We start from the raw sequence: 18,077 nt of genomic DNA, 5'->3' as shown, positions 1-18,077 counted from the left end.
GCGGATGCTTAGCGCGAACGGCCGGCATCCACAATTGATGAAAAAATGCGCTTATGAATGCTCATTCGCAGCGTTTGGCAGCCCGATACCGTATTCCTACGCTGCCAAAGAGTCGCTGCTTCGAGCGTTGTCTCCTTCGTGACGCCTTGTAACGCCTTCGCGTTGCAACATTTTCCGTCTCGGTTGCGACGACGGTTCGCGGAAGGCGATTTCGCAGCTGCCGATTTTTGAAGCGTTGTTTCAAGTTGTTTCGAAGGTTCTCGATGCGCAAAATCTATCTCATTCCGGCCGTCGTCGGCCTGCTCACCGTCATTGCTGCCGGACCGCTCGCGGCCCAGGGCGCCGTACCGAAGCAGAAGGCTGCGCCGGCACCCAGAGCGGCTGCGGCCGGCGCCCCCGCTGCAGCCGGCACGCCCGTCGCCGCCGGGGCGAATTCGGCCGAGACACCGGCCGCGGACGACAAGATCAAGGCGATTGACGGTTTCCGCTCCGCCAAGTTCGGCATGAACGAGGCCGATGTGCGCGCGGCGATGACAAAGGATTTCAACGCCAAGCCCGACGCCATCAAGTCACAGGACAACGCGTCCGAGCTGACGCACAGCATTCTGCTGTCCGTTCCGGAGTTGCTGCCGAACGGCGGCACCGCCGAACTCTCCTACGTGTTCGGCTACAAGTCGAAGTCGCTGATTCAGGTCGGCGCGGTCTGGTCGAAGGCGACTGACGCAGCGATCACGCCGGAGAAGCTGTTCTCCAACGCCAACATCCTGCGCGCCCATTTCATGGGTGAAGGCTTCAAGCCCGACTCCATCGCGGTCAACATGCCCGTCGCCGGCGGCATCGTGATGTTCCGCGGCAGCGACGCCAGGGATCGCTCGGTGATCCTGCTCCTCCAGGGCACGTTCGAGAACAAGGAGAACAACCAGCGTGTGCTGACCCCGACCAGCCTGCTGCTGTTCTACGTGGCCGACGCCAAGAGCCCCGACATCTTCAAGCTGCCGCCCGGCCAGTTCTGATGTCTGGATCGCACGACATTCTCCCACCCGGTTGTGGGTCGGCGCCAATGCCGATGACGAGGATCTGACATGCGCGGACCATCTGCGGCGCGAAACGATGACGAGCGGACGACGCTGCGCCGGCTGGCGCGGTTCCGCTCGATGTCGCTGCTCTGCGCGATGCAGATGGTCTTTCTGCCGGTGTTCAGCGTCCGCCTTCAGGCGCAGACGGCGAACGTCATCGTTCCCGATGGACGGACCGGGACCAGCCTTCAAACTTCCGGCAGCGTCACCAACGTCACGACGTCGACGGTCTCGGGCAACAACGCCTTCAACTCCTTCTCGCAGTTCAGCGTCGGGCAGGGCAATACGGTCAACCTGCAACTGCCGACGGGGACGCGAAATCTCGTCAACATCGTTCGCGACGCGCCGGTCTACGTCAACGGCACGCTGAACTCCTACATGAACGGCTCAATCGGCGGTAACGTCTATTTCGCCGACCCCAAGGGGTTCGTGGTCGGCCGCAGCGGCGTGGTCAATGTCGGCAGCCTCAATGTCTCGACTCCGACACGGGAGTTCACCGACAGCCTGATCGGTCCCGGCGGCGCGATCAACGGCACGGCCGTCGGCAATCTCATGGCGGGCTCGTTCCCGGTCTCGCCGGACGGCAACATCCGCATCTACGGCCGGGTCAATGCCCAGGACGGCGTGCGTCTGACCGGGCAGAACGTCTTTGTCGGCGGCGCGACCCAGCGCGACATCGCCAATCTCGACCACGCCGCCCAGTTCGCGGCATCCGTTAATTCCAAGGGCCTGCGCAGCGCCAGCTCGATCACCGTCAGCAACGGTTCGATCCATATCGGCGCCGTCAACAACGCTCGCGTCAACGGCCGCCTGACCGCGCACAGCAAGACCTCGACGCCGAGCAACATCACGGTGCAGGCCGGCAACAACATCGATATCGGCAAGAACGCCAGGCTGAATATCGCCAGCAGGAACGGCGATGCCGGCGAGATCCGTCTGAAGGCGGCGCAGAATCTGACCGTGACGGGCGGGGCCAGGTTCAACGCCAGCGCGAAGACCGGCAATGCAGGTCTGGTCGATTTCAGCGCGAACGGCGTCATCGACATCGGCCGGGGCATCAAGGTCAATCTCAGCGCGGCCAACGGCAAGGCCGGCACGCTGCTGATCGATCCGACCGACCTGGTCGTCGGCGATGCCGCCCAGGGCGATACCGGCGTGACGCTGTCGAACAGCTCCGTCGCGGCGGCGCTCGCCGGGCTCAGCGCCGGTTCCGACTACCTCATCCAGGCGGATCATTCGATCACGCTCGCCGCGCATGCGATGATCGACGCCCGTCGTCTCGATGGCTCCGGCCATTCGACCGGTAACGCCAACAACGTCATCATCGACGCGCCGAACATCGAGATCATGAATGGCGCGCAGATCCTGGCGCAGTCGGTCAATTTCGGCGGAACCACCTACGCCGACGGCAATGTGACGTTGCGGGCAACGGCGAGCGACATCACGCTGTCCGGTCAGGCCACAGCCACGACGGCGATCACGGTCGACGGCAAGATTACCGGTGGTACCGTCTCGATCACCGCGACCTCGACGGCCGTGTCGAGCTTCCTGAACGGTTCTGCGGTCGGTGATCTCGCGCTCGTCGGCTCGACGCTCGCCGCCTCGCTGCTCGGGCTCAATGGCGGCTATGTCGCGGCCAGCGCGACCGCGACGATCAACATCAACAGCCATGCCGACATCAACGGCCGCGGCGACGTCACCATTTCCGCACATGCCACCGAGACCGCGTCGGATCCGGCGGTCGCATCCACCTTGCTCGGCAGTCTCACGCCGGTCGCGGCCGGCGTGGTCGTCGGTAAGATCGATGGCAACGTGACCACCAACATCGCCTCGGGCGCGACGATCAACGCCGGCGGCAACCTCGAGATCAAGGCGCTCAACGATGCGACCATCGCCGTCTCTGCCCTCGCGGCATCGACGAGCGCGCAGATCGTCCCGACGGTGGCCTATTCCAAGGGCTCGGTGACGACGACCGCAAACGTTGCGACCGGCGCGCATATTGCTGCCGGCACGGTGAACACGAGCGGCAGCACCCTGAAGGTGCGCGCGATCAACAACAACTCGTTCTCGACCAGCGCAACGTCGGTTGCGGCGCCCGGAACGGGGGCGAGCGGTGCTGTCGGAGGCGCGTTCGCCATCAGCGACATCACGACGTCCGCGACCGCGACGCTCGGCGCATCGCTCGGAACCGATATCAACAACCGGATGAACGCCTCCGTTCTGGTCGAAGCGACGTCCGACACGACGAGCAATTCCACGATGGCCTCGTCCATCGCCGGCCTACCGGCGCTGATCGCGGCGATCGAACGAGGACTGCGCGCCGTGACCTCGCCGACGTCGATCATCAGGGACCACATGGGATCGCTGGTGCCGCTGAGCTTCGATTTCAAGGTCGCAGCCGCGCTGTCGCTGGCCAACAGCACCCAGAGCGCGACCGCTGCGATCGCGCAGAATCCGAGCGGCGGCGCGCCGAGCATCTATGCCAGCGGCAACGTTGCCGTCGCCAGCAATGTCATTGATCGCGGCGTTCGCAGCAACGCGACGTCCAGCGCGATCACGAAAGACCCGGTGTCCGGCGAGAGCACCGCGATCAGCGCGGCCGTCGCCTGGGGCAATTTCACGCATAATTCGAACGCCTATGTCGGCAATGGCACGCTGATCAACGCGGCGAATATCGCCGTCGATGCCACCACCGAATTGCCGATCACCAACACCTGGCTGAAGTGGGATGGTCTGGGCGCCGTGCTGAGCCACCTCAACGGCAATCTCGGCGTCGGCGGCAACATCCTGACCAGCTACGCCAATGCCACCGCGGACGCCGGCGACACGATCGGCATCGCCGGTTCGCTGAACCATTTCGTCGTGAACAACAACACGACGGCGTGGGTGGCCGGCAGCGCAAGCCTGACGGCGACCTGCGCGACCGCGGCCTGCGGCAGTGGCACCGGCTGGTCGGTCGGGATGGACAATGGCGACGTCCATACCTACGACGCCAGCCTCCAGATCGCGGCCACCACGACCACGGCGTCGATCGACGCCGCCGGCAATGTCGGCACGCTCGGCTTCCTGTTCGGCAACACCTCGGGCGGCTCCTCCGTCGGCGGCGCGCTCAATCTCGTCCAGTTCAACACCAATACCATCGCTGGCGTTTCGGACCGCGCGACGCTGCGTGCGGCGGACGACATCGCCGTCAACGCGATCACTTCAGACCGGTTCGTCGCTGTCGCACCGTCGTCCGGCAAGGCTGCCGGCACGCTGGCGCTGAATGGCATCACCTCGCTCGGTTTCCTGAACAACACGACGCATGCGTCGATCTCGAGCCAGGCCACCGTCTATGCACCGACCGTCGGCATCCTGGCGCAGCAGGATCTGTCGGTCGTGACGCTGTCCGGCGCGATGAGCTATAACGGGAGCGGCGGTTCGGCGGTCGGCTTGTCGGTCGCCTATCTCGGCGCAAATGCCGACACCTCCGCCTATATCGGCGACAACCATTCCGACATACGGCCCGGCGTGTTCAGCGCCAACGATCCGTTCGCCGGCACCAGCGGCGGAAGCGGGGCGGTCAATGTCGACAATCTGACACTCAGCGCGACCACTTCGGGGCGCATCACCGCTGCCGCCGTCGCGGCAGCCGTCTCCGACCCGGCGTCGTCGAGTTTCTCCGACAAGGCAGGCGCTGCCGGCGCCGCCTCGACCGGAGGCGCCGCCGGCGTGACGACGGCGGCGGGCAAGATCGGTTCGACCTCGGGATCTAGCACCAGCGGCTTCAGCCTCGATCTCGCCGGCAGCTCGTCAGTGAGCGACGTCTCGCTGGTTACCAGCGCCTATATCAGGAACACGACGGTCAACAAGTACACCACGACCGGTGCGGTGGTGACCAACACGATCGTTCAGGCCCTCAACGACACCATGCTCAACAATGGTTCCGGCTCTGCGGCGCTCAATCTGGCCGGAGGGTCCGCCACGGGGGCCGCGATCGGCGGTGCGATCGCGGCGGCGATGTCGAACAATTCGACGCTCGCCTATATCTACGGCACCACCATGAACAACCAGAGTTCGGTGACGGTGCAGGCGCTCAATGGCGGCTCGGAGACCGTCGTCGCCCTCGGCGTGGCGGGCTCTAAATCCAATGCGGCGTCGCTGTCGGCCTCGGTCGGCATCATCACCGACAGCGCCAACGCCTACATCGAGAGTTCGACGATCACGGGCCAATCCTCCGGCGTCAACCGCGCGCTCGAGGTCGACGCCTACCAGACCACGAACATCGCGATCGGTGGCGGCTCGCTCTATATCTCGGGTGGCCAGGCTGGCGTCGGCATCGGGCTGACCTATGCTTCGATCGCCGATCCCACCGGCGGCAACGCGACCGATGCGCATATCCGCAGCACCTCGATCTCGAACTACGACACCCTGCTGGTGCTGGCCGACAGCGCCAGCGTGATCGCGGCCGGCGCGGCCTCGGGCGGGGCGGGGTCCAACGGGCTTGCCGGCGCGATCGTCGTCAGCGAGATCTCGCCCACCACGACGGCCTACATCAACAGCGGCGCGACGGTGAGCATCAACGTCGGGCGCGTGACGGTGCTGGCGGACAGCGGCGCCGTGTCGGCGCTGGACACAGCGCTCGGCAACCTCGTCAAGAAGTCGAACAACAATCATCTCGCCACGGACACCTGCACGGTCGCCGGCGGCACGGGCGGGCAGAACTGCATCGACTTCGGCGCGGCGGCGCTTAACGACGGCACGGGGAATGGTCCGGGCGCCAGCATCATCTCCGTTGCGGGCCTCATCCAGGCCGGCAAGAACAATGTCGGCGCCTCGATCATCTACGACACCATCGCAACCACGCATTCGGCCTATATCGCCAACGTCCTGATGACGGCGAGCAGCAATGTCAGCGTGAGCGCGGTCGATTCCTCGAAGATCCAATCGGTCACGATCGGCCTCGGTCTGGCGACCGGACAGTTTGCAGGCGTCGGCGGCACGACGATCAGCTCGATCGCCAATACCGTCTCGGCGACCATCGGCAACAATCTGTCCAGCACGACGCAATCGTCCGTCACGGCCCGCAACATCTCCGTCAGTGCGACCGACAATTCCAGTATCACCGGAACCGCCGCGATCGCGAGCGCCGCGTCGCAAGGCAGCGCCGCAGGTCTGGCGCTGGTCTACAGCAGCATCGCCAACAACGTCAGCGCCGGCGTCACCGGCTCCAAGCTGACGGCCTCGGGCAGCGTTGCCGTCGGTGCGAACTCGAATGCCAGCATCTCGACGGTCGCCGTCGGTGTCGCGATGTCCTCGCAGGTCGGTCTGGCCGGTTCGGTCGCCACCAATCTGATGGGGACCAATGTCACGGCCAGCATCACCGCGGCCGGCACCAACGGCATCAACGGCGCTGACGTCACCGCCACCAACAATGTCGGCGTGATCGCCGGCAACAACGACAAGGCGGCGGTGTTCGCCGGTGCCTTGTCGATCAGCAAGGGGGCGGCCGGCGGCGCGGGTTCGCTGGTGACCAACCAGATCACCGGAACCACCGCAGCCTATATCAGTGGTGCCAACACCAAAGTCGATGCGCTCGGAACCAGTTCGTCCGATACGCTGTCGGTCAACAACGGCACGCTCGTCCACGCGTTCGATCTCGGCACCGCCCATGCGCCGACCGACACCACGCCCGACCTCTCCGAGAACCAGGACACCGTGCGCGGCCTTGCCGTGGTCGCGAGCTCGCACCAGGCCGTCGTGACCAGCGTCGCCTCGCTTGCCGCGAGTTCCAGCATCGCGATCATGATCAACCCCATCACCAATGTGATGAGCGGGGCGACGCGAGCCTATATCGACAGCGCGGCCATCGACACGCGCCTGACCTCCTCGACGCTCAAGCCGCAGATCGAGGTCGCCGCGTCGAGCTTCTCCTATTCCGGCGCGTTCGGCGCCGGCATCGCTTACGGCAGCAGTGGCGGCGGTGGCGCGACGATCATCTCGACGACGATGTCGCGCGAGACCTTGGCCTATATCACGAATGCCACAGTCGGCGGCGTGCAGTCGTCGAGCGAGACGGTCGGCGCCGTCACTGTGAAGGCCAATGCGGAGCAGGATGCGTCGTCGATCGCGATCGGTTTCAACACCGGCTCGGTCGGGCTCAACGTCTTCCAGGCAACCACGGAAGCCTATGTTGACGGCGGCGCGCTGACGGCTTCGTCACTGACGGTGAACGCCAACAACAACACCGGTATCTTCTCCGCGAACGGCTCCGGCGCCTATGGCAGCCAGGCCGCGATTGGCGCGGCGTTCCTGGTCCAGGTCTCCTCGAACCGGACGCTGGCCTATGTCGGTGACGAGTTCCGCTATCAGGGCAATGGTGCCGCACACACCACCGCGCTCAATCTGAGCGGCGCGCTCGACGTCGAGGCCAAGACCAAGAACCGTTTCGAGGCCTATGCGATCGGCGGCGCGCTCTCGACCGGGACGGCGGCTATCGCCGGCATGGCCAACATTGAGGTCGCCAACAACACCACCATCGCCGGCGTCTACGACACCACGCTGCATGGGGTGACGGGCGGTACGGCCGGCGCGGTGACGATCAACGCCAACGAAGACGTGGCGATCAAGGAGATCGCAGGCGCACTTGCGGTCGGCGCCAGCGGGGGAGGCGTCGGCGTCGGCGCCGCAGCCAACGTCATCGTGTTCAAGAGCCGGACCGTTGCCGAGAGCTGGAACAGCAATCTGAACTCGTCAGGCGCGATCAACGTCAATGCGCTCAGCACCAAGGAGGTGCTGTCCTACGCGGTCACCGCCGGCATCGGCGGCAGCGTCGGCATCGGCGCGACCGTCGGCGTCATCATCATCGGCACCAACACCGCCGATGCCGACACCCAGGGCCAGCAGACCGGTCAGCTCAATCAGGGCGGCACCGGCACCATCGCGTCGGTCAACAGTGGCACCAGCAACACCCACGGTAGCAACGCCGTCGCCAGCGGCACGGCCGGCAATCCGAACAGTGCTAATGTCAGCTCGACCTACGACGTCAGCAACGTGCTGAGCGGCGGCAACGACGTCGTCGTCGCGCAGATCGCGGGCGGCAACGTCACGGGCACGCAGGTCAACGTCGCCGCCACCAGCGCCAACGCGGCCAAGATGTATCTGCTCGGCGCCGGCTTTGCCAAGAATGTCGGCATCGGTGCGGGCATCGGCTACACCAGCGTCAACAGCACCGTGCTCGCCAATCTGAGTGACTACGGACGCAACGGCTCCGGCGTGCTGGTGGCCGCCGATACGCCTTTGGCGGTCTCGGCGCCGATTGTCACCGTTGCGGCGGTCGTCAAGGACGCGACTACCGGGCCTTATGCCGGCAAGACCGTCGACACCGAGGCCATCGCCGGCGGTGCGGCGCTTTACTTTGGCGCCCAGGCGGCTGTCGCGGTCGGCAATGTCAGCAACTCCGTGGTGGCCATGCTCGGCGGCCAGATCACCGGCACGGGCGGCACCGGCAATGGCGCCGCCGTCATGGCGCAGGATTCGACGACCCAGGTCGTCTTCACCGGCGGCGTCACCGGCGGTGCCGTGGCGGCCGGTGCTTCGGTCGCAACGGCAAGCCGAGCGAGTTCGGTCGCCGCGAGGGTTCTGAACGGCTCCTCCGTCAACGTCGCGACTCTGGCAGTTGGCGCAAGCGGTGCCGGCACGCTGACGACGACGGCCACCGCGCTCGGCGGCGGTATCGTCGCGGGCGTCGGTGCGGATGCGGAGGCGCACGAGAACTCGTCCGTGCTGGCGGAGATCGGCAGCAGTGCCTCGATCACGACATCCGCGACCGGCGTCGGCACACTGGTGTCGGCCTCGATCACGCCCAATCTATCGAGCGAGGCGATCGGCGTTTCGGTCGGCGGTGCCGCGGTCGGCGTCGCCATCGCCCAGTCCACGGTCGGCGCCACGGTCACTGCCGATGTTGGCGACAACACGAGCTTCTCGGGTGGTGCGCTTGCGGTGACCGCCATGGCGCTGGTTCCGACCAGCGGCACGACGACGTGGGCCAAGGCGCTCGCGGGCGGCGGCGGCTCGCTGATCGGCGCGCAGGGCAGCTACGCCAAGGCGTCGGAAAACGCGACCGTGAGCGCCTATGGCGGGACGGGGATTACGTTGCCCAACGCTGATGTGACCGTCGCGGCCGAAAACGACAGCGCCCAATACGCCGAGGCGACGGGTCTTTCGACCGGATTCCTGGCGCTCGGCGCCACCGTCGCGCAGACCTCGTCCAGCGCGCATACCTACGCCTATCTGGGTGCGCCTGCCGACATGGATAATCTGAATCACGGCAATTACATCGGTATCCTGCGGATCACGGCCACCGGCACGGATACCAACGTCTCCAACGCGACGGTCGGCGCGGGCGGCACCTATGCCGGCGCGGCCGCGGTCGCAACGACCAGCTCGACCGCCGTGACCAACGCGCGCTTCGACGGCGGCACGGCTGATGACACGCTCTATTTCGGCGGTCTCCGCATCAATGCCAAGCACACCACGAATTACGCGGCGAGCGGCGATGCCTATCAGGCGTCCACGGCCGGCGTATCCGCCGGCAAGGCGCGGAACGACGTCGACTCCACCACCACGGCCGAGATCGGGACGCATCTGATCATCAATTCGGCGGCCGGCGACATGGTCGTGATCGCCAACGACATCGTCAACCAGGGTGGCGGCGGCGCGCGTTCGGGTTCCGGCGGCTCGTTCTCAGGGGCGGCCGCGCTCAGCGAGTCCTTTGTGACGCAGAACGTCACCACCAATATCGGCGCCGGCACGGTGCTGAGCCTCAACGACGATCCCAGGACCTCGACGGCCGTGATCAACATCGAGGCCTACAACACGCTGAACACCAACGACACCGCGAGCCTTGCCACCGCCAGCTTCTTCGCCGGCGGCGGCGCCGAATCCAACATGACGGCGAACGCCACGCTCGCGGTCAACATCAACGCCCGCGAGCTGTTCAGCGCCGGCAAGATCTATATTGGCACGGCCGCGAAGATGGCGGCGGCGACCAACGCCAATGCCAGCCTCTATGGCGCGATCGCTGGCGTCGGCGCCAGCACCAACAGCTGGGTTCACGCCAACCAGTCCGTCAATGTCGGCGCCGGCGCGAAGATCATGGCCTGGCGTGACATCACCATGTATGCCGGCCTGTCCGGCGATGGCCTCGTTTTCAGCAGCGTGCAGGCGACGGCGACGACGGTCGTCTACAACAACACCGCCATTCCGATCTCCACGCTGTACCGCGGCACGGCCAATGCCGACGACAGCACGAGCCTGACGCTGGCCCCGACCTCGAGCATCCTCGGCGCGCGGAATATCTATCTGGGCGCAACGCAAGGGCAGGTCACGGCCGCCGGCAACGGCAGCAATTACAATCCGTATCTGGACATCTTCAGCGCCAAGAACAGCGACAATCACAGCCACACCAGCGGAACCGGCGATGTCGCGCTCAACGGCCTGGTGGTGGCGGGCATCAACAACGACGTGACCATCACGATCGAGCTCGGCGCGAGCACGCCGACCCTGAGCACGACCAGCCCTTACTCCGCGCTGACCCTCGAGGCCGTTTCCGACGTCAATCACTTCAGCCCGGTGATGAGCTGGAACCACCAGACGGTCCAGTACACTGTGGTCGGCAACTTCAATCCGTACCAGCTGGTGGTCAACCAGCTGGCGTCGCTGACCGGCCTGACAGAGGCGCAAGTACGCTCCCAGCTCGCGGCGGCCACGCCTACGGCGCCCGCGACGATGGCGCCGTCCGGCACCGATCCGACCGGCGACATCCAGCGCCAGATCGACACGCTGATCAAGCAGGCGCCGTTCACCTCCGACGCACCCGGCAACGCCTTCGCGTTCGGCGACATGCTGGTGTCCGCCGGCAACGTCTCGATCCTGGCGCAGAAGCTGACCGGAAACAGCGGCACGAACCCGGCCGCGCCCGCGGTCATCGCGCGCAGCTCGCCCTTGATCAAGATCGAGAACAAGGGCCTCGACTTCATGAGCCTCGGCAACCTCACGGTCACCGACGTGAGCGGAGGCAACATCACCTACCGCCAGATCGACCATGTCGACCCGGATTCGCACTCCAATGTGACCTTCACCGCGATGCCGAGCGCAACACCGGTCATCGACATCTCGGCCACCTATAACCGCCTGGATCCTGACTCCGGTCAAGGCATTGACCAGAACGGCAACGTGCTGACCCGCACGCCCGACATCTATTTCAATGGCGCCGTCAACAACGCGAACGGCCTGCTCAAGATCATCAACAATCTCGGCAGCGTCGTCGCATCGCAGTCGCTCAGTGCCGCGACCGTCCAGATCGTGGTGCCAAAAGGCACCTTCACCTTCCTCGGCGGTATCGGGAGCTTCTACGACAGCGGCAGCGCGGTCACCTCGCAATGGGCCACCACTGAAAACAGGCCGGAAGACACGCTGACCGCGGTGATGACGGCGGCGACCTATCTCGGCGCCTACGGCGACTACTATACCGCTCCGCATATCGCTTCGGGAACCGATCACCCCTATTTCTATTACTGCTGCACCGACGGCAGCCACGGCGTGTATCAACCCGTCGGCAACGCCGACGCCAGCACGATCTTCACCGCGCGCATGCTGATGACGTATTACGACGGCACCTCGCTCTATTCATCGATCTTCCTACCGGTGGGCAGGGGTACGCCTGGGAACACCAGCACTCCCGATGCCGGCAGCGTGCCTGACATCGCGACCCTCAAGATCATCGAGGGGCAGTCGCAGGACTCGACCAATGTCGTGCTCGCGCAGTGGAAGAAAACGACTTATGACGGCCGCAACGTTTACACCGATAGCGGTCCGTACAAGACGCCGTTCAACTGTGCGTCAGCCTGCGACAGCTCGGGCTTCTTCCAGGTGATCAACATCCAGCCGGATGCGATCACGCCGAAGACCGCCAATTCGCCGGCCACCGCGACAGCCTCCCGGACCATCAGCGGCCAGGCGGTCATCATCTCGGCGTCGGTGATCAACATCAACGGCACCATCCAGGCCGGCTCGAGCAGCAATTACTCGGTCGACATCGGCGCCGCGGCGTACGATGCCATCTATGGCAGCAACGGCCTCAAGAACCGCAACGGCGGCGCGGACTTTGCCGCGGCCCAGGCCAATGCGCGCAACGGCGTCTATTACGATATCTCGGGCTCCGTGACGGCGTCGGCCAGCGGCGACGCCAAGATCGGGGTCAGGTACAACGCTCTCACCGACCAGCTCATCCTGAATGGCGTGGCGCAGGGCGCCGGCGGCTACGTCTACCTCAACGGCAAGATCATCTCGACCTCGACCGACAGCACCCAGACCCAGGGTAACATCGAGATCAAAGGCGGCGCCGGCACGGTCACCGTCAACAACACCAGCGGGCTCCAGCTCGTCACCAACACCATCAATACCAGCGTCACTGCCCAGAGCGTGGTCGAGATCGTCGACCAGCTCAAGGGGAAGACGACGTGGTGGGTCTACGATCCCAAGGCTGCAAGCAGCCAGCAGGTGTCGCGGTACGAGACCAACAGTGTCACTGCGGCCGCGATCGACCCGTCGATGCTTGCAGCGAGGACCGGTACGGCGGGTATTCAGTACGCGACGAAGGAGAACATGCTCTATCAATGGGTCGACACCGCGACGCTGGATCGTCTACCCACCAGCACGCAGTTCGACTACGGCTGGAGCTTCACGCCCAATCAGACCACCGGCGAGAGCTGGACTCGCTCGACCAGCCTGGTTTCAGGCACGCAGAGCACCAACTACCAGAAGGTCACGACCGCCACCGGCAGCTATCACTGGGCGGGCGGCACGAACCCGGACGGGAGCCCCGTTGGACTCAACACCCACTCCAACGCGTGCTGCGGCGCAGATGCCCAGTACAACTGGTACCAGGCGATCTATGATCATTTGACGCTCTCGCTGACCAACACGGTCAAGGCGTCGAACCCGATCAACATCAAGTTCACCGGTGGCAGTAGCAGCGACGTCGTGGTCAATTCGACCTCAGGCATCGTCATCAACGGGTCGATCAACAACCAGCAGGGAACGACGACGCTGGCCGCCACCGGCGCCAACTCGTCTATCACGGTCGGCGCCAATGCCAACAACCCGGTGATCTCGGGTACGAGCGTGACGCTTCGGGGTGACGGCGGCATCGGCACGCTCGGCGCCAACAGGACGCCCGTCCAGGTGCAGATCTATGGTGGCAGCCTGACCGCCAGCTCGATCGACCGCGACATCGCGATTTCGGCCATCGGCGCGCTGTCGATCAACCAGGTGAAGGTGAATTCGGCAGGCGCCACGCCGCAGGGCAACGTGTTCCTGTCGGCGACCGGCGACATCAACTCGGCCTCCGCCTACAACCCCGCCAATCCCGTCGTGATCGGCAAGAACATCGAGATCAACTCCGCCTCCGGTGCCATCGGCGCGACGAGCGCGGTGGTCAACGGCGCGTCCACCCTGACCAACATCAATCCGCTGGTGATCCAGGCGACGGGGACGGTTCAGGCGGGCGGCAGCGTGGATGGCGGCGTGCTCGACAGCGCCTCGGCCACCGGCACCTACATCATTCAGTCCAAGGGCGACCTCCGCCTAGGCACGATCCAGTCGACCGGTGGCCCGGTGTTCCTGGAGGCCGCCGGCTCCGACGGCAACCAGGCCAACATCCTGAACGGCCGGGCGGCGGTCGGCCTGACCCAGGCACAGAGCCAGCATCTTCAGGACGTCCAGGCCAGCCTCGACCTTGTCAGTGGCAACGCCGCCACCAACGCCGTCAACAGCTATCAGTCGATGGTGACGTCGGCCTACAACGACTATTTCCAGCTCAAGAACATCGCCTTTACGAACGGCAGCACCTACAACCCGACCTCGGTGGGGCAGACGGTGCTGCGGGCGCAGGTGGCGGCCAAGCTCGGCATCGACCCTGCCGACGTCACCGCGACGCAGATGAAGACCGAGGCCACGACGCGGTTCCTGAGGGATCAGTTCCTGCTCGGCAAGATCACCACCGACGAGCTCAAGACCTCGCTGACGACATTGCTCGGTGCCGCTCCCGCGGATCCGCTGGGGACCGTGTTCGGCAGCTCGCTGTCGGCGACCCTGTTCACCAAGCTGTTCGACGGCGTGGCGACCACCAGCCAGCGGATGCCGAGCAACACGGCGTTGCAAACGGCGCTTGGCGCTTACAATGCAAACTACAGCTACACGCTCGCATCGACCGAGCGGGTCTACAGCATCATCACCGCGGGCTCGCAGTGGACCCAGAGCCAGCTGGCCTACACGGTGTCGTCGTCGGCCGTCGGTGCGGCACCGCCGCCGATCGACGAGAACGTCATCGCCAATGTCAGCGCCAACCAGATCATGCTCTACGCGCCGCGCGGCTCGGTCGGCAATTCGGCGGCGCCCCAGACCTTCACCTTCACCAGCGTCGATTCCTCGTCGCTGACGCCGGAGCAGAGGGGCTTGCTGGCCACCGCCGGCCCCGGCCAGCTCACCGTCGGCGCGGTCACGGATCCGACGACCCATGTCACGACCTATACGGTCAGCCTGTCGCAGCAGAACCTCGTCGTCGTCGACAACCCGATCGCGATCTCGGCCAAGGCACTGACCAACGTCTATCTCGGCAGCAAGAACAGCCTCGCGCTCGGCGGCGTCACCGCCAATTACGGCCCGGTCACGGCCGCGCAGACCAACGGCATCGAGGTGACCGGCCGCGGCGACGTCAAGCTCGACGCCGTGACCAGCATCTCCGCCAATGTGGGCGGGGCCGTGATCTCGGGCGATATCGCCAACCTGACCCTGATCGCCGAGCACGGCAATGTCGGCGCGCCGGGCGCTGCCGGAAGCAATCCCGCGACCAACGCCAACGCGCTTCAGATCGCTTTTGCCGATCCGGGCAACGACCAGCTCGACCAGGTCTCGTCGGCGCAGGGCATCTATGTGAAGCAGACCACCGGCGATCTCATCCTCGGCAACATCGCCGCCGGCAATGCGATCCACCTCGCCGCGACCGGCAGCATCTACGCCGAGGCCGGCTTCACGGACCGCTCCGCGATCCACATCCTTGGCACCGACCTCGACCTGCGCGCCGGCGGCAGCATCGGCTTCAACGGCGGGGCCTTCCAGCCGCTGCAGGTGAACATCTCCGGCGCGGTGACCGGCTCGGCGGTCGGCGACGTCAGCATCCTCGCGGTCACCGGCGATCTCGCGGTCGGCACCAGCGGCCCCTATGGGGCGCTGACGGCTGGCGGCGCGTTGACGCTGAACGTGGCGCGCGGCGCGCTCACCATCAATACTGGCATCACCAGCGACGGCCTGATGCAGCTGCTCGCCAATCGCGGCATGACCTTCGCGGCCGGCATCAGTGCGGCGCCGGTGGTTGCGACCAGCAGCACGGGCGGCGTGACGCTGGTTGCCGCGACGCTATCGATGGGCGCCTATTCGGCCATCAACGCGCCCGGGTTGATCTCGGTGACCACCACGGGTGATGCGACGATCGGCCAGCTGAATTCCTCGCTGTCCTACGCTGCCGCCTCGAACGCCCCGTCGATCATCGTCACCGCCGGCGGCGTCGCCTCGCTCGGTGCGATCATCGACAATGGCGACGGCCAGACCAAGTTCATCGCCTCCGGCGCGGGCGCCGAGCTCTCGCTGAGCGCATCGAACGGCATCGGCGGTGCGACCGGGCGGTTTACCTTGAGTGCCGCGCGGCTGTCTGCGAGCGCGAGCGCCGGCGATATCTACGTCAAGGTTCTCGCTGACACCGAGGTGAGCCTGCTGTCCGCGGTGAAGGGCAGTGTGGACATCATCGGCACCGGCGGACTGAGGCTCGACCAGGTGCTGGCGGGCACGGCGACCGGCGCGAGCGGATCTTTCCGCGCCGTCGCGAACAATGGCAGCATCCTCATCGGCACCGCCGAGAGCAGCGGTTCGCAGACGGTCCACGCGACCCAGAATGTGACGTTCAAGTCGCTCGCGGCCACCGGCAATAGCGGCGACGTCGGCAACATCAACGTCACCGCCGACACCGGCTTCATCCTGGCGCAGACGGTGACGTTGGGCGGTGTGACCACGTTCGGCTCGGTCTCGGCCCATGGCTCGGCGACACTGCTAGCGGCGACGACCATCACCGGCAACACGCTCGCCGCCACGACCGGCTCGGGGCTGCTGACGGCAACCGGCCCGATCAACTGGAACACGCTCAACGTCGGGACGACGCTGGGCGCGACTGCGGGGCAGGGCAGCATCACCCTCCAGACCGCGCAGAGCGGCGGCACGCAGACCATTCGCGCCCACGACAACGTCACCTTCAACGCGCTGACCGCGATGGGCATCAACGGCGATGCCGGCAGCATCAACGTCACCGCCGACACCGGCTTCATCCTGGCGCAGCCGGTGACCTCAGGCGGCGTGCCGACGCTCGGCTCGGTCTCGGCCCACGGCTCGGCGAGCCTCGTTGCGGCCACGACCATCACCGGCAACACGCTCGCGGCTTCGACGGGCTCGGGCCTGCTGACTGCCACCGGCCCGATCAACTGGAACGTCCTCAATGTCGGGACGACGCTGGGCGCGACCGCGGGGCAAGGCAGCATCACGTTCCAGACAGCGCAGAGCGGCGGCACGCAGACCATCCACGCCCATGACAACGTCACCTTCAACGCGTTGACGGCGACGGGCATCAACGGCGATGCCGGCAGCATCAACGTCAACGCGGACACCGGTTTCATCCTCGCGCAGACCGTGATTTCAGGCGGCGTGCCGACGCTGGGCTCGGTCTCGGCCCACGGCTCGGCGAGACTGATCGCGGCGGGTGCGAACACCGGGCATAACCTCACGGCCACCGCCGGCAATGCAGTCCTCAGCGGCACGGTCGTTCATTGGGATAATCTCAACGTTGGCGGCACGCTCGACGTCACCGCGACGACCGGAGGGATCACCGTCGACACCGCCATCAGCGGCGGCACGCAGACCCTGCATGCCGTGAACGACGTCGTCTTCAGCCAGCTCACCACGACGGGGATCCCGGGCGATGCCGGCGATCTCAACGTCAAGTCCGACACGGGCTCGCTCCGCGGCGGATCGATCTCCGCCCACGGCGACACGCATTTCGATGTGGTCGGACCGGTCTCGCTCGACCGGATCAGCGGCGACATCGTCAAGATGACCTCGTCGGGTGATTTGACGATCAACTGGGTCAGCGTCGTGCGGGAGCTCGACCTCGCGGCTGATACGATTAACGTCAAGGGCGAGCAGATCCGTTCGAACCCGGCGGTCCCGCTGATCCTGAACGTCACCGGCTACAACGGCGGCGTTGCGAAGTCTGCCAACATCTCGATCGACCCCGACCACATCATCGTCAACCAGTTCAGGGTGGTGGACGCGACCTTCTGGACCGATGCGCCGGCCGTCTCGATCCTGAACGGCTACGTGCCGGGCCAGCTCATGCTCACCACGGCGACCCAGCAGATACTCTTGAACAACCGTACGCCGGCGCCGTCCAATTGGCCGTCGCTTCAGCTGTATCAGCCGGGCGGCGTGTTCACGATGAGCCAGGTCGGCAACGCCAATGTCAGCAATGCCTATGTGGTGTTCTATACCGGCGACGTTTCGGCGACCGTCACCAATTACGGGTCGACCCACGGCTGCTGCAATGTCTTCACCGGTGCCAGCATGGTGCGCAACATCTCGGTCGACGGCGAGGGCAAAGAGAGCATCGAGACCTGGCTCGCAAAGAAGGATGGGGGGACCTTCTACCTGCTCGGTCTCTCCGGCCAGGCGCGGCTGGACGCGCTGCTGACGCCACGGCCGGTCGAGGCCGTCGGCTCCGGCCCCGCCGTCAACGTCGAAGGGCTCAGCGACATGCGCAAGCTGCGCCAGAAGGGGCAGCGTGCGGGACGTCCGGGCTGGAAGGATGCGGCGGTTGAAACGGAAAAGCCGGCCGTTGGCCGTCTCGCACAGGCATGGTAA

Annotated in this window: 2 protein-coding genes; both read left to right on the top strand. The window is 65.7% G+C overall.

Annotation, left to right across the window (positions count from 1 at the left end; translation table 11 throughout):
• Nucleotides 1-263: 263 nt before the first annotated feature.
• A complete protein-coding gene (locus tag GDN70_RS25980; RefSeq protein ID WP_028142430.1) occupies nucleotides 264-1,013 on the top strand; it encodes a hypothetical protein in 750 nt (249 codons plus the stop codon).
• A 69-nt stretch (nucleotides 1,014-1,082) separates the two neighbouring features.
• Complete coding sequence (locus GDN70_RS25975) at nucleotides 1,083-18,077, top strand: leukotoxin LktA family filamentous adhesin (RefSeq protein WP_152103222.1); 16,995 nt, start codon at nucleotides 1,083-1,085, stop codon at nucleotides 18,075-18,077.

The sequence above is a fragment of the Bradyrhizobium sp. TM102 genome (genome assembly GCF_009176685.1).
In the GTDB taxonomy this organism is placed as follows: domain Bacteria; phylum Pseudomonadota; class Alphaproteobacteria; order Rhizobiales; family Xanthobacteraceae; genus Bradyrhizobium; species Bradyrhizobium ottawaense.
Note: the sequence above shows the minus strand (reverse complement) of the source record. Positions and strands in the feature narration are given on the sequence as shown.